The organism is Pseudomonas sp. N2-3-1-14 (assembly GCF_041228395.1).
Lineage (GTDB): Bacteria > Pseudomonadota > Gammaproteobacteria > Pseudomonadales > Pseudomonadaceae > Aquipseudomonas.
The window spans coordinates 414523-438678 of the sequence record NZ_CP166199.1 but is presented as its reverse complement, the minus strand read 5'-3'; the positions used below and the strand labels follow the sequence as shown (position 1 = coordinate 438678).

Here is a 24156-nt window from a genome sequence, read left to right as displayed (position 1 = left end):
ACCGGGGTCGGCACGTAAGCGACGGTAATAATTAAATATTTTTTGAAAACTTGCTTGACGACCCCCTGAAAAACCCGTTTAATGCGCCCCGTTGCCCAGATAGCTCAGTCGGTAGAGCAGGGGATTGAAAATCCCCGTGTCGGCGGTTCGATTCCGTCTCTGGGCACCACTAATTAGTTTCAGGTGGTGCAAACGTCATCTGAAACACACAAAAAACCCGCCAAGTGCGGGTTTTTTGTTGCCTTCGATTTGCTGCCCCTTCCGCGCATGCACCCTGTCGAAAAATAGTAGCATTATGCTATGATTTGGCTGAATGCCATGGCAGGCGAGCAACATCATGCGGATGCATCCTTATCCCTCCCGTATCTCGTCGGCCTTTGGTATTCAAAAACCAAAACAGGCCAGGTGACCCAGTCACCCAACCTTAGCCCCCCTCGCTGCGCCCACTCGATATCTATCGACATGGAAAAGTTATGTCCAACATCAATGAATTGAAAGACAAAATCGACACAAAGACCGCCAACATGGTGTTGCTTTGCATAGCAACAGCGGGGCTCTACGTGCTGTTGTGGCTGGCTCGAAACAACAAAGTTATCAGCGAAACCACAAAGGTCCGACTGGTTGACGACACCTACATCATTTGGCTTGCGGTATGCCTTGGCTTGGGCGGTCTCCTTTCCAACAGTGGCTTGGCATCTATGGACTTGTTGTCCGGGATTCTTATGATCGCCTCCAGCGCCCTTTATATCGTCTGGGCATTCAAGGCTAAAAAAGCCCTGTCGGAATACGCTCTAAGCGAGCACAAGATCGACCTGAGAATGAACGGTTTCTACACCTTCTTCCTGCACGCCTTTTACATCAACTACTGCATAAATGACCTGCCGGAAGAGCAGCGTAAGCAAAACATTCTGCGCGGTCAGACTCAGCAACCCCAGCAGGTGTGAAATCAAGTTGGGCGCAGGGCTGCACCCGGGACCACTCCTTCAAGGACGCTTGCATGATCCCCACAACAGGAAGACTCAAGACCGCAATGGTGTTCGCCGCGTACCTGTTTTGCGCTGGCACCGCCAATGCGGCAAATGAAGAACTTGCCCAGGAAGTACGGGAAAGCATGCAGGAGCAGTGGGATAACGACACCTCGCCCGGCGAAAACAGGATCAAAGACCTGACGCTGATAAAGCGAGGGGAAAACAAATACCGCGGGATCGTTGAAGTGGAAGGCCCGGATGGCCCTGAAACACTGATCGTGAAGGTCATGGTCGACGACGACAACCTGATCTGGGAAGTCGTGGACTAGCGTTGACAGCGACACACGCACCGCAACACCCAGCACTACGCCAGCCCGACGTACTGCCTCCCACTTGGGCACATGGAGAAGTAAATGGCATACACATCGATCATTTTCAAAAACCCGCATACCGGCGCAATGAAAGAGGCCCCGGTTGGATTTTCCTGGACAACGTTCTTTTTCGGCTGCTTCCCGGCACTGTTTCGCGGCGACCTGAAGTACGGCCTGATCCAGTTCGTCATCGCCATGTTCACAATGGGCGTGAGCAACATTGTGTTTGCCTTCATCTACAACAAGCTCTACATCAAGGACCTTATCGGCCAAGGCTTCAAAGGCCAGTCCATTGCCAGCGGCGACATGAACTTTGCCTCGGCAAAAATCGGCATGCAGATACCTATGCTTGAAGCTGCCTGATTCGCCCTCTGCACCGCCCAATAAAAGCCTGCCTTGTGCAGGCTTTTTTATGCGGGGAAGAAATGCTCACTTGAGCAAAAACACCATCAGCGGATTATCGTTCAGCCGCCCTTCAAAGCTTGGCGCCTGCTGCTCCATCGACGTCCCTTTCAACAGCGCTGCCTCCTTGCGCGGCACAATCACCCAGGATGGCCGTGGCAACGTGGTTAATTGTTCAAGCTGATTATCAGCGACGAACAGCGGCTGCTCATCGTGATCCAGGTTCATCATGTAGCGCACCGCCCAGGTATCGCGCCCCAGATTGACGAACACCAAGGGGCCTGGATCGGACTCACGCAGCGCTTCAACCTGGCTGACAAACTTGCGCGTATCAAATTGCAGATCCTTGGCGGGGTCTATCACCACCACCAACAGCAGCCACTGCGCCGCCAGTGCGACCACGCTAAGCCACACCAACCGCAATGGACGACGCCAGGCCATCAGCGCCGCCACCTGCAACACCAGCATCGCGCCAATCATCAGCGGTAACGAAACGTCCGGCCAGTAGCCGTGCTTTTGCCAGGCGTGCCGACACACAAACAGCACAACCACGCACAACGCCGGCAGCGCCGCGACAAGCCCTTCGTAGCAGCGGCGCACGCCGATCAGCCAATGCTGCGCCTGAAGCAGCCCATAGGCGGCGACAGCGGCGAACATCGGCACCATCGGCAAAATGTAATAAGCGCGCTTGAAGTGCGGCACCGAAAGCCCGAGCAAAATCATCAAGCCACAGGCGCCAAGCCGCACCACCAACTGAATATCCTCATTGACCCAGCGCTCAGACCAGCGATGACGCAGCGCAATCATCGTGGCCAGCGCGAGCGGAACCACCGGGAAGTAGCGGTACAAACTGAGCTTGAAGTAGAAGTAAAACGGCTCGCCACTCTCATCGAGGCGGCCGCTGACCTGCATCCTGAACACCTCATCGGCAAAGGCGTCGCCGCCGCTGAACCGCGCCAGCTTCATCAACACCCACCAGCAGGCAACCAATAGCGCCAGCGCCACAAAACCGTGAATCAGCACCTGCTTGACGCGCTGCCCCGGCCGGCCGAGCGCCCAGTACACGCACACCACGCCACACACCTCGATCAACCCAAGCGGCCCACGAATCGCGAACGCCAGAATGAATAACGGGAACACGGCAAGCTGCCGCACCCGCGACCCCATGCGCTCGCCGCTGTGCAGCAGGTAGAAACTGCCCACACACAGCAATGCGATCATCAGGTCCAGGCACACCGAGCGCGACTTATCGAGCAATTGAGTGGTGAGCAGCGTCAGCAATACCGTCAGCCACGCCCAAGGTCGGCTCAATGGCGCCAGCAAGCGATAGATCAGCGCGATCATGCCCGCCGAGGCAAGCGCGGTCGGCAGGACATTCGCCAGATGGTTGGGCGCCCCGAACAAGCGGGCAAACACGAAGCTGAAAAAGGTCGCGGTCCCCGGGTAGTCCGGGTAAGGCTGACCGTAGGTAGTCGGAAAAAGACTCGCGCCATGGCGAAACATTTCTTGCAGGAACAGTGCCCAACGCCCGTCAAACCCTTGGGGTTGCTCATCCCAGATGCCCAAGGTGAGCAGCAGTAAAGCGATCAGAAACAGGCCCAGGGACTCCAGGCGAAAACGGCTGCGGTGATCCATCGAATGTCCTTTCAGGTAGGCTGCGCCGACTCCATGGTGCCGACTCAGCTCCTGAATAGCGCCTGAACAAACCCAAACATTTATGGATTTATCGACCAGCGCGCCACACCAGTGCCGGAATCAGCCGGATGTAGACTAGCTCGCCCATCAGCTCAACGAGGGTTTGCAGAATCACCGCCGTTGCAGCCAGCCCGCGCACGTCTTCCGGCAAAGCCAGCGCAAGGGGCAAGACCACCAGAGAATTGCGGGTCGAGGCACTGAACGTGACCGCCCGCGCGGTCACAGCAGGCAACGCCAACAACCGTGCAGCCAACGCGCCCATCAACGGCGCCAGCAACAAGAAGCCCACGTACACCGGCATCAGCGGCAACAGCAAACCGATATCGCGCACCACCGAGGTGATCTGCGAGCTGATGACCACAAACAGCACCAGCGCCATCGCGGGCACCGGCAGCCAGGCCCAGGCGTCGCTCCACACATTGATCACGCTGGAGCGCCGCGCCAGGAATGTCGTCAGCACCGCCAGCATCATCGGCAGCACAATCAACAGCACAAACGCCTCCACGAACGGCTCTACCGCCACCACGACAGCGGATTGCGCGCCCAGCATGAAACCCAGGTACACCGGCAACAGCACCAGTTGCAGCAGCAACAGCACTGGCGTTGCCGCCAGCATCAGCCGCGAATCGCCTTTACCGATGTGGGTAAACACCACCACGTAGTCGATGCACGGCGTCAGCAGCACCAGCAATGCACCCACCAACAGCGCCGGGCGCTCCACCAGGCCGCGGGTCAACGCCCACACCAGCAGGGGCACCAGGATGAAATTGGCCAATAGCAGCGCCGAGATAAAACGCTTGTTGCCCAAACCCTGGCGCAGTTCCAGAAACGGGATTTGCAGGAACATCGCATACATCAGCACCGCGATGGCGGGCGTCACCAGCGCGCCAAGACCGTGGGCTGACAGCGGCGCAAGCACGCCGAATGCCGCCGCCAGCAGGACGGCCACGAAGTAGAGGAGGATCTGATTGTGTTCGAGGGTGTCGCGGGTCATGGACTGACTTTGGCTGATGAACAGATCGCAAGCCTAAGCACTCAGGGGGGCGAGGTCGAGCATCGCGATATTTGTTACGCCCCTGCCGCGCTAAATTTGTTAATTTCGGTTTCTTATAAAAGCGCTTGGCCCTACAGCCCACACCAAAAGCGCAAGGATCAAGCCGACCTATGGACCTGCCCACTCGACCAGCCCCGGAAGCATTCCGTGAGCCCGCCAACGACGACTACCCCATCGGCGGCTTCACCTGGCGCCATATCAGAACCGACCCGACACGCCCGGTTGTCATCATCAACGCCGCCACCTCCGTACGCTGCCGCCACTACTCACGCTTCGCCGACTACCTGTTTGCCAATGGCTTGGACGTCATCACGTACGACTACCGAGGCATAGGCGAGTCCCGCAGTGGCTCGCTGCGCGGCTTCAAGGCGTCGTGGTCGGATTGGGGCGTGCTGGATTTCGAGGCGATGCTGCAGCGCGCGCAACGGGAGTTTCCAGGGCAGCCGATTGATGTGATCGGTCACAGCTTTGGAGGCTGTGCGGCGGGGCTTGGCGCTTCCGGCGCGGTGATTCGACGCATCGTCACAGTCGGCGCGCAGTTTGCGTACTGGCGCGACTATGAGGCCAGCGGGCGCTGGCGCATGTTTGCCAAGTGGCATGTGGTGATGCCGCTGGTGACCGCGCTGTATGGCTACTTCCCCGGCAAACGCCTGGGCTGGCTGGAAGACACACCGGCCGGCGTGGTGCATGACTGGGGCGCGCCAACCCCCCGGTATGAGACGCGCCCCAGCGGGCGGGCGCTGAATGAGCTGCCATTTGCTCGCGTGAAGGCACAATTGCTGGCGATCAGCATCACCGACGACCCATTTGGCACGGTGGCGGCGATTGAGCGGCTACTGGGCTATTTCGAACACAGCGAGCGCACGCATCTGCGCATAGCCCCTGAAGATATTGGCGAAAAAGCCGTCGGGCATTTCGCCTTTTTCCGCAGTGAATATCAGGACCGGCTGTGGCCGATTGCACTGGCGTGGCTGCAACACGGTGAGTTGATGCAAGGCGCTCCCGGTCAGTGCGTTTAGAATCCCTTGGGATTTACCCCCAACCTGCGCTTCAATACCCACCCAGACCCAGCACCCAAGGACGTTGAGCCCATGGCCTCGCCGAACAAGCAGCAAAAACGTGCCCACCGGGCAAAGGCCAAGGCCAAGCAAAACCGTACTCAGCGCAGCGTTGCGACCAAGCCGGACGCATTTGCCGGCGATGACAGCCGCATTGACCTTGAGTCGGTAGATTTGACCGAGTTGTTTATGGAGATGCGCACCGCAGGCGAAACCAGCCAGCAGGCGCTGTGTGCAGTATTCCTGGCGCACCCGTTGCTGGCGCTGGTGCTGGAGCAGGAAGGCGAAGAAGAGGCCACTGACTTCATTCTCGCGGCACTGATCGAGTACCGGCAGTGGGCGACGGACAGTGATGATGAAGCGGCAGCGCTGGCGTGGATCGAGTCGCCGCAGTTTCAGGCCGATTACGTGGCGGCCTCCCAAGCGCTCGCCAACTCAGCAGACTGACACAACACCAAATGTGGGAGCGGGCTTGCCCGCGAAAGCGGTGGATCAGTCGCCAGATGTGCTGGCTGATCTACCGTAATCGCGGGCAAGCCCGCTCCCACATTTGCATTGCGGTGCATTGAGCACCGCATTTCATTACATCAATTGAGTACGGCAGCGCCTACCCTCTGCGCCTTGCGACGGCTCGCCACAAACAACCCCGCCAGCACCACCAGCAAGCTCAAAATCCCGGTCGCAATAATCTCGACCCGGTGCGCTTCCTGGAACAGCATGATGGTCAGCGTACCGACGATGAACACCATTACCGCGTAGGTCAGGCCAGGGAACAGCCACATCTTGAACACAATCTTCTCGCCCGCAGCCGTGCGCTTCTGGCGCATGCGCAGTTGCGACACCGCGATCACCAGGTACACCAGCAAGGCGATGGCGCCGGAGCTTGCCAACAGGAACTCGAACACCGCCGCCGGGGCGACGTAGTTGGCGAACACTGCCAGGAACGCCGCGCCAGTGGACAACAGCACCGCGCAGTAAGGCGTGCCGCTTTTGTTGGTGCGCTTGGACATCGCCGGCGCATCACCGCGACGCCCCAGGGAGAACAGCATGCGCGAGGCGGTGTACAACGCCGAATTCAGGCAGCTGGTCACGGCAACCAATACCACCAGGTCGACGATCAGCTTGGCGTTCGGAATGCCCATGCGTTCCAGCACAGTCTGGTAGGAACCTACGGCCGCCAGGGTCGGATCGTTCCATGGCACCAGCGACACAACAATGAAGATCGACAGCAGGTAGAACAAACCAATCCGCCAGATCACCGAGTTGGTGGCCTTGGTGATTTGCTGGCCAGGGTTCTTCGATTCGGCCGCAGCGATGGTGACAATCTCGGTACCAATGAACGAGAACATGGTGGTTAGGATGGCCGCCAATACCGCGCCCATGCCATTAGGCATAAAGCCCTGGGTGTCGAACAGGTGGGACACGCCGCTGACCTGACTGGTCGGCAGGAAGCCGAAAATCGCCGCCAGGCCGAGGATCACAAAGCCCACAATCGCCACGACTTTGATCAGCGCAAACCAGAACTCGAATTCACCGTAGTTCTTCACGCTGAACAGGTTGGTTGCCGTGAGCAGCAACGTGATGATCAGGGTAAAGGCCCAGATCGCCACATCGGGGAACCATGCATTAAGGATGGTCGCAGCGGCGTTGGCTTCCAACGGAATCACCAGCACCCAGAACCACCAGTACAACCAGCCAATGGTGAAACCGGCCCAATGGCCAATCGCGCGGTCGGCATAGGTGGAGAACGAACCGGTATCCGGTGAGGCTACCGCCATCTCGGCGAGCATGCGCATCACCAATACCACCAACGTACCCGCAGCGGCGTAAGCCAGCAGTACGGCCGGGCCGGCGGCAGCAATCGCGTGGCCGGAGCCAACAAACAAACCGGCACCAATGACGCCGGCAATCGACAGCATGGTGACGTGACGCGGTTTGAGCCCCTGTTCGAGGTCATTGGAGCTTTGCGTACTACTCATTGACACACCTTTACGAGGAATTGCGAAAACGGTCCGCCCGGCCTGCGATCTTTCTCGTGAAAAGAAACCAACGGGGCGTTCTTTATTTTTTACGCAAGATTTGCGCCAAAATATTACAGAGCCGCGATTGACGCGGGCTGTAGGACAATTCAACGTGCGCTGCAAGTCATTGAGAACAATGGCATTCCGCTATAGCGTTACCGTGCGACCCACAATCCAGACGGTCATGCGCACCAAAAACACACACAAAAAGTGCGTGACGCCCCACAAAAGGGCTGATATGGACCGTTTGCCCGGTTAACCCTTCCAACACCCGGCCAAAGCTGGCACCATCGCGCCCTTTTTTACGCAAAGCCTGTGGATTTCTCGGGTTCAAACGTCTGTAGGTTGTTGATGGCGCGACACGCTGCTGCGCCGATGCGACACCCTGCCGCAGGCCACCCGTTAACCGTCCGCAGCGCTGTTGGCTGCCATCCGAACGCTATGCTAGCTTGGCGCCTCGCCAGGAAGGCGGCCCAACAGCAGGAATGCAATGAACACAATGAGGACCGCACATGGCCGAGGCCGCGCCCGCGCTTGAAATCCGCAACTTGCATAAACGCTATGGTGAGCTTGAGGTACTTAAAGGTATCTCGCTGACCGCCCGCGACGGCGACGTGATCTCGATCCTGGGTTCCTCCGGTTCCGGCAAGTCCACCTTCCTGCGCTGCATCAACCTGCTGGAAAACCCGCACCAGGGACAGATCCTGGTCGCCGGCGAAGAACTCAAGCTCAAGGCCGCGAAAAACGGCGAGCTGATGGCCGCCGACGGCAAACAGATCAACCGCCTGCGCAGCGAAATCGGTTTTGTGTTTCAAAACTTTAATCTGTGGCCGCACATGAGCATCCTCGACAACATCATCGAGGCGCCCCGCCGTGTGCTCGGCCAAAGCAAAGCCGAAGCCACGGAAGTGGCCGAAGCCTTGCTGGCCAAGGTCGGCATCGCCGACAAGCGCCACGCCTACCCTGCGCAACTGTCAGGTGGCCAGCAGCAACGGGCGGCCATTGCGCGCACCCTGGCCATGCAGCCCAAGGTCATTCTGTTCGACGAGCCGACATCGGCGCTTGACCCGGAAATGGTCCAGGAAGTACTTAATGTGATCCGCGCGCTGGCCGAAGAAGGCCGCACCATGCTGTTGGTCACCCATGAAATGGGCTTTGCCCGTCAGGTGTCCAGTGAAGTGGTGTTCCTGCACCAGGGCCTGGTCGAAGAGCAAGGATCGCCACAGCAGGTGTTTGAAAACCCGCTTTCGGCGCGCTGCAAACAATTCATGTCCAGCAACCGCTAACGGAGCAACATGCATGCAGAACTATAAAAAATTCCTTCTGGCCGCGGCCGTTTCGATGGCGTTCAGCGCCACGGCCATGGCAGAAACCTTGAAGATGGGGATCGAAGCGGCCTACCCGCCCTTCAACAATAAAGACGCCAGCGGCAACGTCGTCGGCTTCGATAAAGACATCGGCGACGCCCTGTGCGCGAAGATGAAAGTCGAGAAGTGCGAAGTGTATGTGTCCGACTGGGACGGCATCATCCCGGCCCTGAACGCCAAGAAGTTCGACTTCCTGGTGTCCTCGCTGTCGATCACCGATGAGCGCAAGCAGGCCGTCGACTTCACCGACCCGTACTACTCCAACAAGCTGCAATTCATCGCGCCTAAAGCGACTGCGGACTTCAAGACCGACGCGGCTTACCTGAAGGGCAAGGTCATCGGTGCACAGCGCGCGACGCTGGCCGGTACTTACCTGGAAGACAAGCTGCCGGACACCGAGGCCAAGCTTTATGACACCCAGGAAAACGCCTACCTCGACCTGACGTCCGGCCGCCTGGACGGCATCCTCGCCGACAAATACGTGCAGTACGAATGGCTCAAGAGCAAAGACGGTTCGGCCTATGAATTCAAGGGCGACCCCGTTGTAGAAAGCGACAAGATCGGTATCGCCGTACGCAAGGGCGACCCGTTGCGCGAGCGCCTGAACAAAGCTTTGGCAGAGATCAAGGCAGACGGCACCTACAAAAAGATCAACGACAAGTACTTCCCGTTCAGCATCGAATGATCTGAACGGCCTGCCCGACGCGCTGCTTGAGCGCGTCGGCTTTTAGCAATGCCTGCCGCGATATGAAAACACCATGAATTTCGATCTCTACGGATTCGGCCCGGCGCTCGCCGCCGGCGCGCTGATGACCGTCAAACTGGCGCTCACGGCTTTATGCCTGGGGCTGGTGCTGGGCCTTGCCGGTGCCTTGGCCAAGACATCGCCCTACAAGCCGTTGCAATGGCTTGGCGGCGTTTACTCGACCATCGTTCGCGGCGTGCCGGAACTGTTGTGGGTGTTGCTGATTTATTTCGGCACGATCAACGCGATGCGCAGCCTGGGTGAAATGCTCGACATTCCCGACCTGTCGCTCAGCGCTTTCGCGGCCGGCGTGATCGCCTTGGGCCTGTGTTTCGGGGCCTACGCCACCGAGGTGTTACGTGGCGCGATCATCGCTATTCCCAAGGGCCATCGCGAAGCCGGCGTGGCATTGGGCCTGTCGAAGTTTCGCATCTTCACCCGCCTGATCATGCCGCAGATGTGGCGCATCGCCCTGCCGGGCCTGGGCAATCTGTTCCTGATCCTGATGAAAGACACCGCGCTGGTCACGGTTATCGGCCTGGAAGAAATCATGCGCCACGCCCAGATCGCGGTCACCGTCACCAAACAGCCGTTCACCTTCTATCTGGTCGCCGCGTTCATTTACCTGGGCCTGACGTCGCTGTCGATGGTCGCTATGCACGTGCTGGAAAAACGCGCCGCCCGCGGCTTCGTGAGGACGACGTAATGGAATGGGAAGTCATCTATAAGTGGCTGCCGAAGTTTATCCAGGGCGCCATTCTGACCCTGGAACTGGTTGGCATTGCCGTGATTCTCGGGCTGATCCTGGCGATCCCGCTGGGCATCGCTCGCTCATCCAAGCGCTGGTATGTGCGCTCGCTGCCCTACGCGTATATCTTCTTTTTTCGCGGCACCCCGTTGCTGGTGCAGTTGTTCCTGGTCTATTACGGCCTGGCCCAATTCGATGCCGTGCGCGCAAGCTTCATGTGGACGTATCTGCGCGACCCTTTCTGGTGTGCCACGGCCACCATGACCCTGCACACGGCGGCTTATATCGCCGAGATCCTGCGCGGCGCCATCCAGGCTATCCCGCCGGGCGAAATCGAAGCAGCTCGCGCGCTGGGCATGTCCAAGCCGAAAACGCTGTTCTATATCATCCTGCCGCGTGCGGCCCGCATCGGCCTGCCGGCTTACAGCAACGAAGTCATTTTGATGCTCAAGGCCAGCTCGCTCGCGAGCACGGTGACCTTGCTGGAACTGACCGGCATGGCCAGGACCATCATTGCGCGCAACTACCTGACAGTTGAGATGTTCTTCACCGCCGGCGTGTTCTACCTGCTGATTTCCTACATCCTGGTACGCGGCTTCAAACTGCTCGAACGCTGGTTGCGCGTCGATGCTTGCCAGGGACGTTGAGGCGCGCTTCGCGGCGCTGGATGCGTTCCTGATCGAGCACCAAGGGCTGTGGCGACCACGGCCCTTCACGCACCTGCAATTACCCTGGGAACGCGAGTATCCCGAGCTTGGCCAGTGGTTACGCCAGCGCACTTTGGCCGATGCCGAAAGCTGTCACAACTGGCCTCACGCCCTGCCGGCGCCCGCGCCTTTTCCACAGCTGGCCGAACAGGCGCTGCAGCTCAGTGCTGTGGACAGGTTACCGACACAGGCGCTGGAGCCGGCGCGTCATCGACTGAATGTCGACGTACCGGGTCGCAAGTGGCAACAGATCGAAGCCTTCGGCGCCGCACTCAATTTCACCCACACGCCCGGCCATTGGCTGGACTGGTGCGCCGGCAAAGGCCATCTTGGCCGCCGCCTGCTGCAACCCGGCCAGCAGTTGACATGCCTGGAATACGACCCGGCGCTGATCGCCTCCGGCCAGGCATTAAGCGATCACCACCGCTTGCCCGTCACTCATCGCCTGCAAGACGTGATGGCCCAGGTGGCACTCAGCCCCGAACACACACCCGTCGCCCTGCATGCCTGCGGCGACCTGCACGTGCGCCTGCTGCAACTGGCCAGCGCGGCCGGTTGCAAGCAACTGGCACTGGCGCCCTGCTGTTACAACCGCATCAACGCCGACAGCTATCAAGCCGTATCCAGCACCGCACGCGCGTCGCAATTGCGGCTGTCGATTGATGACCTGGGCCTGCCGTTGAGCGAAACCGTGACTGCCGGCAACCGCGTACGCCAGCAACGGGATATCTCCATGGCCCGACGCTTGGGCTTCGATCAGTTACAGCGGCAATTGCGTGGCAGCGACGACTATTTGCCCACGCCTTCCCTGCCCGCCCGCTGGCTGGATCAACCTTTCGCAGACTATTGCCAAGCGCTGGCAAGCCTCAAGGGCTTATCCACAGGTGAACAGGATTGGCAGGCGCTGGAAGCGCAGGGCTGGCGCCGGCTGGCCGAGGTCAGAAACCTGGAGTTGGTCCGTGGGTTGTTCCGGCGCCCATTGGAAATGTGGCTGGTGCTGGACCGGGCACTTTTTCTGCTCGAACAGGGCTACAACGTTGAGATAGGCAGCTTCTGCGACGCCACGCTGACCCCGCGCAATTTGATGGTGGTGGCTGAGCGCGATTAAGGGGCAAATTTCCTACACGCGCCCTGTGGATAAGTCTGTTGATGAATTCTTTACGAGCGCTGTAACTATCAGCGCTACAGGCCAAAAGCCAAGCTGGTCATTTTTTGTTCACATTATAAAGTGCACGCAAAACAGGCAGTTGCAGCGTGTTGAGAACGGCTCCACAAAATGGCTGCTTCGTGACACCCACGACCAACCGATTGTGCATAAGCATCTGGCGTAAAGCGTATAAACCACGCTTAAGCCGTTCTTTTGGGCGCCTTCAACAGCTGGCAAATTTCGTTGATATCGTCGCTGGCCAGGTGTTTCGCAACGTTATCCAACGGGTCGGCAGCAAACGCCAGCGCCTCGTTGATCGCCATGTCACGGTGAACCTCCAGCGGAGCCTTGCCGAGGTGCTGTTTGAAGGCCTCAACCATGTCCAGGCTGAAAGCATTGCTCTCATCCACCTGATTGACCACCACATGCACGGCAGGCGGGCGTTCACCGGCAAGGTGCGGCGCAAGCAATACATCCAAGTGATCGAGCGTGCCAAGGCACGCGGCATCCGCCTGCACAATCACCAGCACCACGTCGGCAACGTTCAGCGCTTGATGAAAGTAGACGTTGTTGCCAGCTGGCGTATCGATGATCACCGTTTGCCGCTCGCTCAGGCCCAGCGACAAGAGGCGTTGAGCCAGCCAGGTCGGCTCGTGTTTGAGCCAGCGCTCGAGATTTTCCTGCTGCTGAACATCGATATCGCCAAAGATAAGCACTTGGCAACCGGCGAAACCGAGCTGTTGCAACGGGCTCCACTGCCCATGCTCCAGGCTGGTGCGGCCGATACCGGGAAGCGCCGCACTGACGCCAAAGTGATGATGCAAGGCGTTCTGTGGGTCTAGGTCCAGCGCCACCACCGACTCGCCATGACGCTGCAGGCCGCTGCTCAGGGCTGTGGCCAAGGTGCTTCGGCCGACACCCCCATTCATCGACACCAGCGCGACGATTTTCGGGCGCAGTGCTGCCAGATCAACGGCGTGAGCGTGTGCGTGGGGGGATGGGTCAGCAGGCACGCTGCCGAAAAAGTGCATGCGCGCATTGATGCCTTGGGCATCGTGGGTGACGTTTTTGCCGAACAACGTCAAAAGCTCTTCACTCAGGCTCATGGCCTACTCCTCACGACGCATCGTAAAGACGTGAAGTTCGGCAAGCAGGCACTTACCGCAGGTCTTATTATTGGCGTCTTAGTGACGCATTCTGTGACAGGTGTGGCGAAGTGTCATTATTTTGATGTTTTGACTGGCTGTTTTTTAGACAAACGGTAAATAGTCAAATAAATGGCCGTGCGCCTTTAGCGCATTCTCGCGCTCAACGCCCGACACAGCGCATTCACGTCCTGGCATCCGACGCTATCAAGCACGGGGTCGAGCGGGTCTCGGCCGTAAGCCTGCGCCTCGCTGAACGAGGGATCGCGTTGAACCGTGCCCAACACGGCATCACCCAGGCGCAATTTGAAAACGCCCGCCATGTCCTGGCTGAACGCGTGACCGCCGTCCACCTGATTGATCACGTAAAACCGTTGAAGCGGCGATTCACTTGCAAGGTAGGGCGCAAGTACTTCGTCCATCTTGGCCAATCGGCGAAACGAAGCCGCGTCCGGCTGCACCACCACCAGCACCGCATCCGCCACCGACATTGCCTGGCCGAGATACACCGTGTTGCCCGCAGGGACGTCGATGACCACCGTGTCTTGGCCATTGAGCCCGAGGCCGGCCAAACGCTTGCCGAGAAATTCGAGATCCTGCCCCAGCCAACGATTCAGGCTTTGTTGCTGCACGGCGTCGGTTTCACCAAAGCTGACCAGCCGGCACCCGGCAAACCCCCGTTTGGGCAAGGCTTGCCAGGTTTGATTGAGCAAGCTGGTCGCCCCAAGGCCAGGCAGATCAAACCCCGGGCACAAGTGATGACGCAGCGCGTCTTGCGGGTCCAGGTCCAGCGCCAGCGCTGGATGCCCCTGACGCTGCAAACCGCTGGCAAGCGCGGCGGCCAACGTGCTGCGCCCCACGCCGCCGGTAGCAGAAACCACAACCACCACCTTGGGCGCCGAGGCGTGCGAATACACCTCGCCGCCCGGGCTTTCTACTACTTGGGGTGGGGGAACAGAAGCGGCCGTCCCTTGGTTCAAATGATCCAGCAAACGCTGTAAAGGCTCGGCCACCGAGGGCTCGCGCAAAGAAGGTTCAGCCAGCGCGGTGTAAAGTTTTGAAATGTGATCTGCACGCCCCACTGACTGCTCCTCCCGTTCTAATCGCCGATCAATTAAGGCGCGCATTGTGTGATATCACACTGATGGTGTCAGTATTTTGGTGTTTGTAACAAATTTTTTTCAGATGAGCGGCATGGCGCCATTTTTATGGCTTTAAGCCAATATCTACATATTTCTTTTTAAATCAACTAACTAAAAATTATTTGTGTGTTTTTTGATCATTTTTTATTTCATATCAAACGCTCTCAAACCTCTTTCGTGTCAGCGAGTACATAAACCTCAGGCCAACACATAACGAGACAAAACCAAAGCTGCGAGACACAGCCCAGATACCTGCAAGGCATTCAATGACCTCAGCCCACCATTGACGCCCCAGAGGACAGCACCATGACCCCGCACAACTGGAAACACTGCGTCGCCTTAGGCCTGCTTGCCTGCACCTTCGGCGCCCATGCCCACGCAAGCCAAAAGCCGGACATCCAGCGCGCATTGTCAACCACCGAAGACGCCCGCTCAGGCTGCGGCGTAGTGAATGCACGAATGACCTACCTGGATTCGAAGGGCCAGACACAGGTATTGGACTACATGAAATTTACCGACACTTGCGGGGACGGAAATTGACGCTGATTTGAGGCCCCGCAGACGACGAAAAAGCAGTGATCGCAAAAAAACCTTCGCCTCTGCAAAAATAGTCAGAATTCAGGGGTTTACAGATGCTTGCCAATCGCTATAATCGTCGCCCTAACACGCCGGTATAGCTCAGTTGGTAGAGCAACTGACTTGTAATCAGTAGGTCCCGGGTTCGACTCCTGGTGCCGGCACCATATAAATCAAGGGCTTGCAGCGATGCAGGCCCTTGTTTTTTGCGCTAGACGTAACAAGCGACGTAATAAGCCCTCCCAATGCCCTCCCCTGGCGTGGGTCCCGCTCGTCGGAACGGCCAAGCGGCGGACGTCTTCGGGCACAGCAGCACGCAACTCGGGAAGCCGGCCATACCAGGGCGGACTTTCTGAAATGTGCTTATGCCTGAAAAAAGAGTGATAAAGGTAATATTGCAGTCCGAATCAAGCTGTAAGCCACGGCCTACAGGGCTTTGAGCGGTATTCGGGAAGGGTGATATTTAAGTGATATAGAAGTAATTGTATTACTCTTTTATAAGGTGATATTCCAAACTGACCAAACCCAATAAAATCGGGGGGTTGACCGGAACATTACTTTTCATATCACTCCATATCACTTCTCAATGTGATATCTGAACCCCAATGAAACCGTGGTCTCCAGCCGATTCCCGATCGTCTCTTGCCCTTATTACTCTTTTTAAAATGGCCACCCTCCACTTGGGAATCCCTCTCATCTATACAGCGTTTTTCTGCATGGCAGATCTACATCTATAAAGCTCCGAAAAGCTTCCGATGCAGTGCACGCAAATGAAACGGTCCCGAATCGCTACAGCCCAGGAAAATCGAGGGCTGTAGAGATATTTCCCCGCTCCCCGCACGTACGCTGTTGCCGCCTCAAATAGACCCGTCACTTTTTTGAAAACCCCGAAGTCCGAGCGTTTTCAAATTTTTCGCCCAATGAAACCGGGGATTCGAGCCGAACCCCGTTCGTGCCTGTCCGAGCCAGCGCTTTGCAACACCGCTGCATTCCTGTTCAAAATTTTGCAATCTGTGAAATTGCCGATCGCTCGAAGAGCCCCCGGCCCGCCTGGGCTGCAGGTTTGTTTGCACTGCTTCCCGCTTTGCACAAAAAAAGGACGCAAACCCCGTCGGCGGGAGGGGGATAAGTGCTTTTTCGGACGGATTTTTTTGCCGCAGAGGATTTCCCGACGAGGCCGTCGCAGCTCGTCGGATCTCTCAGACATACACCGAGAACGGCACATATACTGTTTGCATATACAGTAAAAAGTGGAATCATCGCCATGCACACCAACCACGACCCGTCAGCAATAGCGAAAGGCAGCTGGCTCGCACTTCTGCAGGATCAGGCTGAGCTATTGCGACATCCAGCAGCACATCACAGGGCGTTGATCCAGGGAGCGCACGTGCTACACCGTGCAGGCTCAATTGACTGCTATGAATTGAGCGATTTTCTGGAGCAGGCAGATGGGGCATTGGCCTATGCCGTAGAAGCGCTCTTAGATGAACCCTCTGTTGATTAGGGGGCCGATAAAATGCACATGCTGATTACGCCTATGCGCTGCAAAGGCGTTGCTTTGACCGCACTGGAAAGGCGGCAGTACGCTGCAATCAAGGGTGACGTGAGGGTAATCGCGGAAGAAAGAACAGAACTGGGCCGCAGTTCGAATATAGCGAAGGTGTTCGCAGGACTACCATTGGAGCCGTCCCCACTCCCCCACCTGCTTGATGCAACCCTATCGGGAATGGCTACGACGGGATTTGTTTTGAGTGGTATCGAGTACATCGACGGCTGTGCATACGCGCAGTCTTGGTGGTGTCGGGAGGAATGAAAAGGCCGGACCTGATACGGCATCAGGTCCGGCGGGTGGTTAACTAAATACTGGCTGATTAGTCTTGCGCGCTTTAAGACGTTTCGAGAGATACGTAGTCAACGGGCGCTCTATGAATCTGTAACTTATATAACCAACTGCAATAACCAGTGGCAAGGATACTGCCCAGAAAATCATAGATTCGACAATTCCACCCTCTGCGATTCCGAGGGCCAGCCAGACACGACCGCAAACGCTAAGTGTCAATATATGCGATAAATAGAGCGAATAAGACATGTCGCCCAATGACTTAAGAAATTCTGGAACGTCCCATTTAGAGTTAAGCTCTAACAAAGCTAACGCGAGCAACAACAGTGTGTACCCACCACCTGCAATAAGTGCTCGCTCTAGAGAAATAGATTGAATTACATCTGATCCATCTATCGATACTGCAAGCATCGCATAAGCAATAAGGGTGACCCCGACTACACTAATAATGCCGCTCAGGCGCCGACTATATGACTTACCGATGGTTTTTAAGTAGGCAATACCAGCAAGTGCGCCAAGGATAAATTCTATGGAAAACTCGTGCTTAACAACCCGTAGATATGGGGAGACCGGGCCGGTATAAAACAAAGACGCGCCAATGATCGCGCAGAGCCAGACAACAAATGCCGATGGCATCCATCGCTTTGGTAGCAGCAAAATGAATGCGAACACCAGATAGAACCATACTTCATGGATAAGCGACCAGGCGACCATCACAAGCGGCAAATTAGCGTCAGGCAAAAGAAACAATGAGTGTAAAAGATTAACCTCGCCCGCTTGTGAGCTATTGACCATACCGGGATTTAACAAGAACACCATTAGCACTGCAAAGAAGTAAACCCAATAGACAGGATAAATTCGAATTATACGACCTTTGAGAAAGTTAAAAACCTCACTTAGCGCTCCGAACTTGTTTGCCGAAGCCAGCACCATGACGAAGCCGCTTATAACGAAAAATAAATCCACACCGGTTTGCCCAAACATAAATATGTCCGGCAGCCAGGTGGCGTCAGAAACGTACTTTGCGTTGATGAAAAGCGAGTGGAACGCGATTACCGCAAGTGCGGCCAGGCCTCTGGCCGCTTGTAATGATGAAATCTTATGCACAGTGCTATGTCCTTTACGCCAGTGCTTTTCGGGCCGGGCATATTGGGAGAACGCCGGCGCGGTTGCAAGCTAGACGGTCAGGACTGGCGACACTACAAAGTGATGGGCTTTAATTTACCTGCCATTTGAGTGGCGGTGGCGGCGTTGGCGGTGAATGCAGCTGCGTTACCTGGTGGCGGTGTCGGTCCGTGAGTGTGTGCCGATAATTGGGTGTTCATCTGCTGCAGTAGGTCGAGGGTTTCACAGACCACTTGGAACAGGTTGACGCCCTCGGACCCGATCCAGTTTTTCGGCGCCTGCAGCTGCTGGCTGACCGCTGTAACGCTTTTGCGCAGACCCTCGATTTTCTCCGCCATGTCGCCGCCTATCGTGGCGTTGTACTTCTGAGCCACCACCAGATTCAAATCCCGCCCGGTGGCCTGGTGTAAATCATCTACCGCCGCCAGGCTCGCAGATCCGCCCGACAGCAGCTTGAGCGCGCCCAAGGCTTCCAGCGTCTTGATGCCCCCTACCGACTCGGTTGAATGGTCGTCCACGGTCCTGGTGTGGCTTTGGTACCGCTCGGTATTGCCCATCGCCTCCACTTCGCGCTCGATTGCCTTGTCCAGGATCTTGCCGTCGGTTTGGCGCAGCCAATTACCGTCCGCGTCGACACGCTGCTGACAGGCTTCGCTGTGCTGCCACACCTGATCACCCTTCGGGACGCTGGGCATGCTCAGACCGTGAGGCAGAATGGTTTGGATATAGGGCTTGTGCGGCAGGCCGTACGCGAAGCACACCACAACCTGTGTGCCTTCCTGGGGGAATGCGTAGATGCCCATTTCCTCGCCACCGGTGGGCAGCGGCAACGGCACGCCGGCAAGGGTCGGCAGCTTGGTGTCCGGCTCGCCATCCGGCCCCAGGACCTCGATGTCGACGGCATAGCGCGGCCGGAAATCGTCACAGATGCCGGCGCCGGCCGGGGCGTCGGCCACGGCCACAACACGGGCAAAGCGTGGCAGGTGGTAACCACCGGTGAGTTCGGGGAATTGTCGTTCTACGCTGCGGCGGATTGCGTCGTCCATCGGATGGCCATCTGATTGTCGATGAGCGCCACACTGGTGATGCGCTCGCCGTGATTGATCGTTGCACCTGGTCGCAACCCGGGAAGGGCTGCAATCATCGCGCTTTGGTTGCCTTGGTAGTCGTCGAACAGCTCCACCGGCAGCTGCAGCGGCGAGCGAACGCCGAAGAAGCTGTCGGCCCAGCTGCCCACGAATACTTCCCCGTCACCCTGCTGCTGCCAGATGAAGTCTGGAATGTTGAAAACCCGGGCCAGGCTATCCATAGCTTGGTAGCCGGCTGCCAGGCTGTAGAAAAATGGCGCCTTGACGCTCGCATAAGGCTGTTCTGGGACACGGAAGCGCAAACCGGTGTGCTGGCCGATCTCGACCAGGACCGCGCGCAGGTCGACGTGTCGCAGATTCAGCGGCAGTGGGTTTGCCAGGATCGCGGCCAACTCGCGGCAGAACAGCACCTGCTGGTCACTGCTGGCTGTGGTGGAGCGTTCCACGTAGCCAATGAAGTGGCGCTGCAGCGTGCTGTCGTTGTAGCCGATATCGAGCGTCACCAAACCCTTGACCGGTGCGGAGGCCTGAACGGTAAACGTCGCCCGGCCGGGGCTTTTTGCGTCCAGCCGAACTTCGTTTTTGACCAGGGCATACGGCTTGCCGTTGATGGCCAATTCCTTGTGCAGCTTCATTCCTTGGCACCCCCGCCCAGCCAGGTGTCAACTTTTTTCAACGTTGCTTCAAATCCAGTCAGTTCCTCTGCGCCATCAGGTGACTGGCCACCGGCGCCGCCAACCGCCCCGCCAGGGCCAGACTGCGCGGTAACCGCGTTGCCTGATCGCCGTCCCTCGACCTTTTCAGGGTTCGACAGTTTTTCAGCCAAGGTGAACTGAATCAGCCAAGCGCGCAGGTTGTCGTCTTCCCGGGCGCTCACGCCCTCGGTGAAGGTGACCTGGCGCATGCCGAACGCGGCGGCGGTGTCGTTGACGATTCGGTAGGTCTTGAGCTGGCCACCGCCGGCGGTCGCTTCCACCAGGCGCATCAGGTCGCGCAGTTGCTCCTGGTCAACGAACGGAATCATCAGGTTAACGGTCAGGGTTTTGGGCTTGAAGCCTTTGTGCCCCTTGTCGGTGTTGCTGGTCTGGCCTGACAGATCGTCGCTCTCGATACGCAAATTGCCGGTGACCTTGAGGTATTTCCCGCGTACCTGTTGCCCGTCAAGTAGCAGAGTCATAGGCCCACCAGTTCGCGGACGAAGCTCAAACCCTTCTCAGATCCCACCAGGAGCGCGCCCGCGCATAGCACCCACTCATGCCCCGGGGCATCGCCGGTCAACAGCGCTTCGCGTAACTCAGTGGCGTTGCCAGGGCCGATCATGCGGGCACACATGCTGCTGTCCGGGTTGCCATCGGCCAACAGCGCTTTCAGGTCCGCCAGTTGCTGATCCCGGCCCTTTTGCTGGGCGGCTTTGCGGCTGGCCAGCGCGGCAAGGTCAGCCATGGGCGAACTGTCGGCGGCGTAACCCTCCAGAACGGCAAGCTGGCCGGCCATGGATTGCTGCGCGGCCTTCACTACGGTGCAGCGCTCCAAGGGCAACGCCTGCCAACGCGGCAAGGTGCCGGCGGCGGGAATCTCCCACTTTTCCGTCTCCAGCTTCGACAGGTGACGTGCGCGGCGTTCAGTTCTCACCAAGTCAGGTAACGGCAACAATGCGTTGAAGCGTGCCAGGCTCGCAGCCAACTGATCAAAGCGCGTCGACAGGAATATTACGCACAGGGCGAACTGGGGGCCGTCCGGCCGGCCGGTGTCGCTCACGTCCACCAGTTTGCCGGCGAGTTGCTGCAGCAAGTTCGGCGCGGAAAGAAACCGCTGGTAGGCCCGGCCCTGGCCAATCCCGCTTTGAAACGGCGTCACCACCAAGCAGGTAGGAATGTCGCCCATTTGCTCAGCAAGTGCAGCACGGCCCGCCGCAATCGCGCTTTGGGCAGCACCACCCACAGGCCCTGGGCTTGTGGAGGTTTTCCCGCTCAGATCTGCCAGGCGTTTAGCCGTGCCGAACAACTCACCGCCGGCAAGCCCCTGGGCCGCCGAAAGCTGGCCCATCCATTGGGTAGCCTGCGCGGGCCAACGCATTGTCACCGGCGCCCAATCATTCGCCATCTTTTAGAACCGCGCTCAACCAATCAGGGGCTTTAGGCTGGCTCGACTCTGCCGGATAGTTTTTGGCTTTCGGCCAGTCTCTAACCGCCTGACGCCAAGTCAGCAGAGTTGTGAATTGCTCAGCCGTGATCGGCAAGTCCCCGCCCAGGTCGCGGGCGTCGCGGTATTCGGCGACGAGCGTTTCCGTTTTTTCCAAACTTGTTTCAGCCCAAAGTCGTGCAAGTACAAGAGGATCTGAATCGACGAAAACATCCTCCGCATATTTTGAGAACTTCCCGCCGTCGTCCAGGTAGGCGCGAATGGCTTGATACAAAGGCTTGTTGTAGTCCTGGGTAACATGGCAACGATTACCGGCAACGGTGACCACAAAAGTTTTGTCCGCTTTAACTGACACGTCGCTGAACGTCACCATTACTTCCGCAGGCGGGGAAGATGGTGAATCCTCGATCGGAGCCGCAACTTCATTCTTTTCAAATTCCTCAATCAAGGCGCATACCTCCAAGCAAAACCGTAAATAGTTGCACCACCAGCAAAAGAAATAACTGTTCCACCAGGTGCATGGCCACTTTTCCCAACAACGCCCTGACCGGCCGCGTAGTAGTGCATCAGTGAGTAACACCATGACCCGCCGGGCGGAAGTTGTACTGAAGTTCCCATTACGGAGACACCCATAAAGTTATCGCTATCAGGCCTGTAAAAATTCCTCTCGCCCCACTGCAACCCCATGTCGGAACTGTCTACTTGGGTACGCATGCCTCGGCCTTGACTATCCCAACCGTAGCGAATTTTGTTAGTGGCTTGCCCCGCACCGCCGCCCTGTTCGACGGGGGTGAATCCAAGCCGACGTTGAATGTAGTGATACTGACTGCTGCTTTTTTGGCGAAAGTACGGGAAGTCCGGGTTGCCACTGGCTAACCCAACCCAATCAACTTCATCGCCCAAGACGCGCTCGGAAAGAAACTGATTAACCTGATCAACCGTATAAGTGGTGGACTTCGGCGCTCGTGTTTCAAGCTCGTCGAGAGTGACCAACCTGACCACTGCATTCGAGGGAACATGTCGGAAATAAGGTGCTCCAGCGTTCCCAGAAGCGAACCCAGCAACCTGCAGAGTATCGCCCGATACTTTTCCAGCAAGAAGTTGATCGCTGTATGCTTTGCTGTATACGTTGTTCACATCAGCTTTCGTCGAAGGATTGAACGTTACCCCTGTCCAAATGTTTCCCAGATCGTAACGATCGACAGTGGCTCGCAACATGCTACCGTCCCAGCCGAGATAAACACTGTTACCGAGCTGACCAACTCCCCCGCCTTGTTTGACAAACCCGTTATTGGTCTCAGTTCTAGTGTAGGCATCTGTAATACCATATCCACCCAAGGAGTTGGCTTTGTCCGCCTTGGTGTTAGGATTGAAGTTGTTCTCACTCCAAATTCGACCTAAATCTAGAGCGTCAACTGTTGCCTTAAGCCCTATATCAGACCAACCAATGAACACACGGTTTGTAGATTGGCCGATCCCACCACCTTGTTTTACAAATACGTTGTAAGCATCCGTTTTTGAGTACGCATCAGTAATGCCGTAGCCGCCCAGCGTTGTGGGATTGCTCCCCGCTATTATCAAACCCTTCGTGTTCGTAGTGACTTTTGTATAGGCACCTGCGACTGCGCCACTGTCAGCAAGAGTCAGAGCGACTTCCACGTCAGAGGAACCGTCAAACGTCGCGCTACCGGTGGCCGCTCCACTGAATTTAAACGTGCGTGCCGTGGCCAGTTTCAGGGCTTTGCCGGCTGCAGTGGTGCCGAGCACCAGCGCGTTGATGCTGGCGTTTAGGGTGTTGCGCACCAACTGCACCATGCGCGTGGTGGCCAGTACCGACGGGTCATCCGCGTTTGAATCATTGCTGATGGCGTTCGGGATCTGGTCCAGCCCCACATCAGCTTTGGTCGTGGCTCGAGCGCGCAAATGGAGGTAGTCACCTGCCCGGGCTGCCAGATGCTTGATCAGTTCGCCGGCGATCGGCTCGACGGCTCGCAGGTCGTTGAGCGCGCTGGTGGTTGGAATGTCAGCAATAGGGACTAGGTAGTGGCGAACACCGGCGCTGTCGGTGTAGTCCTGCTTATCCGAACCGAAAACAACCTGGTATGTGCCGACCACGTCGCTCAGTTCGCGCTGCAGCCTCACATCAAGCCAGGCCTTGCTGGGAATTGATGAAACCTGAACCGCCTGCACGCTTTTGCACTCAAGTCGGATACCTTCCACGTAAGCAATACCAGGTTTCAGACGGTAATCAGCGCCGACCTTCTCCAGTTCGAAAGCGCTGCTGTGGAAACAGGCACGGCCGAACACATCGCGATTGCTCAAGCGTTCGCGCTCATCGATGCCGCTCAGTCGCACAGTAAAGTCATGCTGCCAGGTGCTGGCATCGATCTTGATCCCGGTCAGCGCCTGGGCGCCGTCAAACACCACCAAAAAGTTACGCGTTACGTTGTTGCCGATCTGGCGCGGCGGGATGTTTCGGCGCTTTTGCTGTACCGGCAGATACGCCACGGCCAGCAACACGTTTTCACTGGTCTCAAGGCCGATCCAGTTGAAGTCAAAATCTCCGATGTCGCTACCGAGCATCAGGCTATAAACCACCTGGTTCGGATTCACGAAACCTTTCTGGGTCACCTCATAGGTGCCGACGACTTGCGCCGGCACCGGCTTGCCCGCCGCTCGATCAACAGTAGCGTTCGGGTCAAGCCCGGGCACGTTGGCCAGGACAAATCGAGCAACGTTTAGAGATTGTTGTGCGCCGACTTTCTGCGCGATCAGGCTTTCACCTGCAAGGGTAATGCTGGCTCCCATGGGGGCT

Annotated in this window: 24 protein-coding genes and 2 tRNA genes; 14 read left to right on the top strand and 12 right to left on the bottom strand. The window is 57.5% G+C overall.

What is annotated here, in order from left to right; translation table 11 throughout:
* Window positions 1-93: 93 nt before the first annotated feature.
* The 4 genes from AB5I78_RS02080 to AB5I78_RS02065 all read left to right on the top strand — a co-directional run bounded on the left by AB5I78_RS02080 (window position 94) and on the right by AB5I78_RS02065 (window position 1702).
* Window positions 94-169: transfer RNA gene (locus tag AB5I78_RS02080), tRNA-Phe, on the top strand.
* A gap of 304 nt (window positions 170-473) precedes the next feature.
* Complete coding sequence (locus AB5I78_RS02075; protein ID WP_369301674.1) at window positions 474-944, top strand: hypothetical protein; 471 nt, start codon at window positions 474-476, stop codon at window positions 942-944.
* Between the two features lie 53 nt (window positions 945-997).
* On the top strand, window positions 998-1297 hold the full coding sequence (locus AB5I78_RS02070; protein WP_369301675.1) for a hypothetical protein: 300 nt from the start codon (window positions 998-1000) through the stop codon (window positions 1295-1297).
* A gap of 84 nt (window positions 1298-1381) precedes the next feature.
* On the top strand, window positions 1382-1702 hold the full coding sequence (locus AB5I78_RS02065; protein WP_177017252.1) for a hypothetical protein: 321 nt from the start codon (window positions 1382-1384) through the stop codon (window positions 1700-1702).
* A 66-nt stretch (window positions 1703-1768) separates the two neighbouring features.
* Here the strand turns inward: AB5I78_RS02065 and AB5I78_RS02060 are convergent, their stop codons facing one another.
* The gene (locus AB5I78_RS02060) at window positions 1769-3376 is read right to left on the bottom strand and encodes an ArnT family glycosyltransferase (RefSeq protein ID WP_369301676.1); all 1608 of its coding nucleotides are present in this window, start codon (window positions 3374-3376) and stop codon (window positions 1769-1771) included.
* An 88-nt stretch (window positions 3377-3464) separates the two neighbouring features.
* On the bottom strand, window positions 3465-4430 hold the full coding sequence (locus tag AB5I78_RS02055) for an arsenic resistance protein (RefSeq protein WP_369301677.1): 966 nt from the start codon (window positions 4428-4430) through the stop codon (window positions 3465-3467).
* Between the two features lie 170 nt (window positions 4431-4600).
* Here AB5I78_RS02055 and AB5I78_RS02050 point away from each other — a divergent pair, with 170 nt between their 5' ends.
* Together AB5I78_RS02050 and AB5I78_RS02045 are read left to right on the top strand one after the other, a co-directional pair.
* Entirely contained in the window at window positions 4601-5509 is a 909-nt protein-coding gene (locus AB5I78_RS02050) for an alpha/beta fold hydrolase (protein WP_369301678.1), read from the top strand.
* 72 nt (window positions 5510-5581) lie between these two features.
* A complete protein-coding gene (locus AB5I78_RS02045) occupies window positions 5582-5995 on the top strand; it encodes a hypothetical protein (RefSeq protein ID WP_369301679.1) in 414 nt (137 codons plus the stop codon).
* A 140-nt stretch (window positions 5996-6135) separates the two neighbouring features.
* Here AB5I78_RS02045 and gabP read toward each other — a convergent pair whose 3' ends face one another.
* Window positions 6136-7527, bottom strand: a complete 1392-nt coding sequence (gabP, locus tag AB5I78_RS02040) for a GABA permease (protein WP_369301680.1) — start codon at window positions 7525-7527, stop codon at window positions 6136-6138.
* Window positions 7528-8081: 554 nt separating this feature from the next.
* Here gabP and AB5I78_RS02035 point away from each other — a divergent pair.
* The 5 genes from AB5I78_RS02035 to AB5I78_RS02015 all read left to right on the top strand — a co-directional run bounded on the left by AB5I78_RS02035 (window position 8082) and on the right by AB5I78_RS02015 (window position 12244).
* Entirely contained in the window at window positions 8082-8855 is a 774-nt protein-coding gene (locus tag AB5I78_RS02035; RefSeq protein ID WP_106577457.1) for an ABC transporter ATP-binding protein, read from the top strand.
* 13 nt (window positions 8856-8868) lie between these two features.
* A complete protein-coding gene (locus tag AB5I78_RS02030; protein ID WP_003187758.1) occupies window positions 8869-9621 on the top strand; it encodes an ABC transporter substrate-binding protein in 753 nt (250 codons plus the stop codon).
* 73 nt (window positions 9622-9694) lie between these two features.
* Window positions 9695-10387: an ABC transporter permease gene (locus AB5I78_RS02025; protein WP_119738133.1), complete on the top strand. Its 693-nt coding sequence runs from the start codon at window positions 9695-9697 to the stop codon at window positions 10385-10387.
* Window positions 10387-11076 (top strand): ABC transporter permease, encoded by a 690-nt coding sequence (locus AB5I78_RS02020; protein WP_106577455.1) that lies wholly within the window; start codon window positions 10387-10389, stop codon window positions 11074-11076. The genes AB5I78_RS02025 and AB5I78_RS02020 overlap by 1 nt, the downstream gene beginning before the upstream one ends.
* The gene (locus AB5I78_RS02015) at window positions 11057-12244 is read left to right on the top strand and encodes a methyltransferase (RefSeq protein WP_369301681.1); all 1188 of its coding nucleotides are present in this window, start codon (window positions 11057-11059) and stop codon (window positions 12242-12244) included. Before AB5I78_RS02020 ends, AB5I78_RS02015 begins: the two co-directional genes overlap by 20 nt.
* A 239-nt stretch (window positions 12245-12483) precedes the next feature.
* Here the strand turns inward: AB5I78_RS02015 and bcsQ are convergent, their stop codons facing one another.
* Together bcsQ and AB5I78_RS02005 are read right to left on the bottom strand one after the other, a co-directional pair.
* Window positions 12484-13389, bottom strand: coding sequence for a cellulose biosynthesis protein BcsQ (gene bcsQ, locus AB5I78_RS02010; RefSeq protein ID WP_369301682.1), 906 nt, complete (start codon window positions 13387-13389; stop codon window positions 12484-12486).
* A 185-nt stretch (window positions 13390-13574) separates the two neighbouring features.
* Entirely contained in the window at window positions 13575-14309 is a 735-nt protein-coding gene (locus AB5I78_RS02005; RefSeq protein ID WP_369301683.1) for a cellulose synthase operon protein YhjQ/BcsQ, read from the bottom strand.
* A gap of 567 nt (window positions 14310-14876) precedes the next feature.
* On the opposite strand from AB5I78_RS02005, the gene AB5I78_RS02000 reads away from it, so the two are divergent.
* The 3 genes from AB5I78_RS02000 to AB5I78_RS01990 all read left to right on the top strand — a co-directional run bounded on the left by AB5I78_RS02000 (window position 14877) and on the right by AB5I78_RS01990 (window position 16959).
* Window positions 14877-15110, top strand: coding sequence for a DUF2790 domain-containing protein (locus tag AB5I78_RS02000; protein ID WP_369301684.1), 234 nt, complete (start codon window positions 14877-14879; stop codon window positions 15108-15110).
* A gap of 127 nt (window positions 15111-15237) precedes the next feature.
* A tRNA-Thr gene (locus tag AB5I78_RS01995) sits at window positions 15238-15313 on the top strand.
* Window positions 15314-16662: 1349 nt separating this feature from the next.
* Window positions 16663-16959 (top strand): hypothetical protein, encoded by a 297-nt coding sequence (locus AB5I78_RS01990; RefSeq protein ID WP_369301686.1) that lies wholly within the window; start codon window positions 16663-16665, stop codon window positions 16957-16959.
* 39 nt (window positions 16960-16998) lie between these two features.
* On the opposite strand, the gene AB5I78_RS01985 is transcribed toward AB5I78_RS01990, so the two are convergent.
* The 7 genes from AB5I78_RS01985 to AB5I78_RS01955 all read right to left on the bottom strand — a co-directional run bounded on the left by AB5I78_RS01985 (window position 16999) and on the right by AB5I78_RS01955 (window position 24149).
* Complete coding sequence (locus AB5I78_RS01985; RefSeq protein ID WP_369301687.1) at window positions 16999-18093, bottom strand: acyltransferase family protein; 1095 nt, start codon at window positions 18091-18093, stop codon at window positions 16999-17001.
* A 92-nt stretch (window positions 18094-18185) separates the two neighbouring features.
* A complete protein-coding gene (locus AB5I78_RS01980) occupies window positions 18186-19157 on the bottom strand; it encodes a hypothetical protein (RefSeq protein WP_369301688.1) in 972 nt (323 codons plus the stop codon).
* Window positions 19130-19834 carry a hypothetical protein gene (locus AB5I78_RS01975; protein WP_369301689.1) on the bottom strand — a complete coding sequence of 235 codons (705 nt, stop codon included), beginning with the start codon at window positions 19832-19834 and terminating at the stop codon, window positions 19130-19132. Before AB5I78_RS01975 ends, AB5I78_RS01980 begins: the two co-directional genes overlap by 28 nt.
* Window positions 19831-20376 (bottom strand): DNA-binding protein, encoded by a 546-nt coding sequence (locus AB5I78_RS01970; RefSeq protein ID WP_369301690.1) that lies wholly within the window; start codon window positions 20374-20376, stop codon window positions 19831-19833. Before AB5I78_RS01970 ends, AB5I78_RS01975 begins: the two co-directional genes overlap by 4 nt.
* A complete protein-coding gene (locus AB5I78_RS01965) occupies window positions 20373-21275 on the bottom strand; it encodes a hypothetical protein (RefSeq protein ID WP_369301691.1) in 903 nt (300 codons plus the stop codon). Before AB5I78_RS01965 ends, AB5I78_RS01970 begins: the two co-directional genes overlap by 4 nt.
* A gap of 16 nt (window positions 21276-21291) precedes the next feature.
* Window positions 21292-21789 (bottom strand): hypothetical protein, encoded by a 498-nt coding sequence (locus tag AB5I78_RS01960; protein ID WP_369301692.1) that lies wholly within the window; start codon window positions 21787-21789, stop codon window positions 21292-21294.
* Window positions 21786-24149 (bottom strand): phage tail protein, encoded by a 2364-nt coding sequence (locus AB5I78_RS01955; protein ID WP_369301693.1) that lies wholly within the window; start codon window positions 24147-24149, stop codon window positions 21786-21788. The genes AB5I78_RS01960 and AB5I78_RS01955 overlap by 4 nt, the downstream gene beginning before the upstream one ends.
* Window positions 24150-24156: the final 7 nt, after the last annotated feature.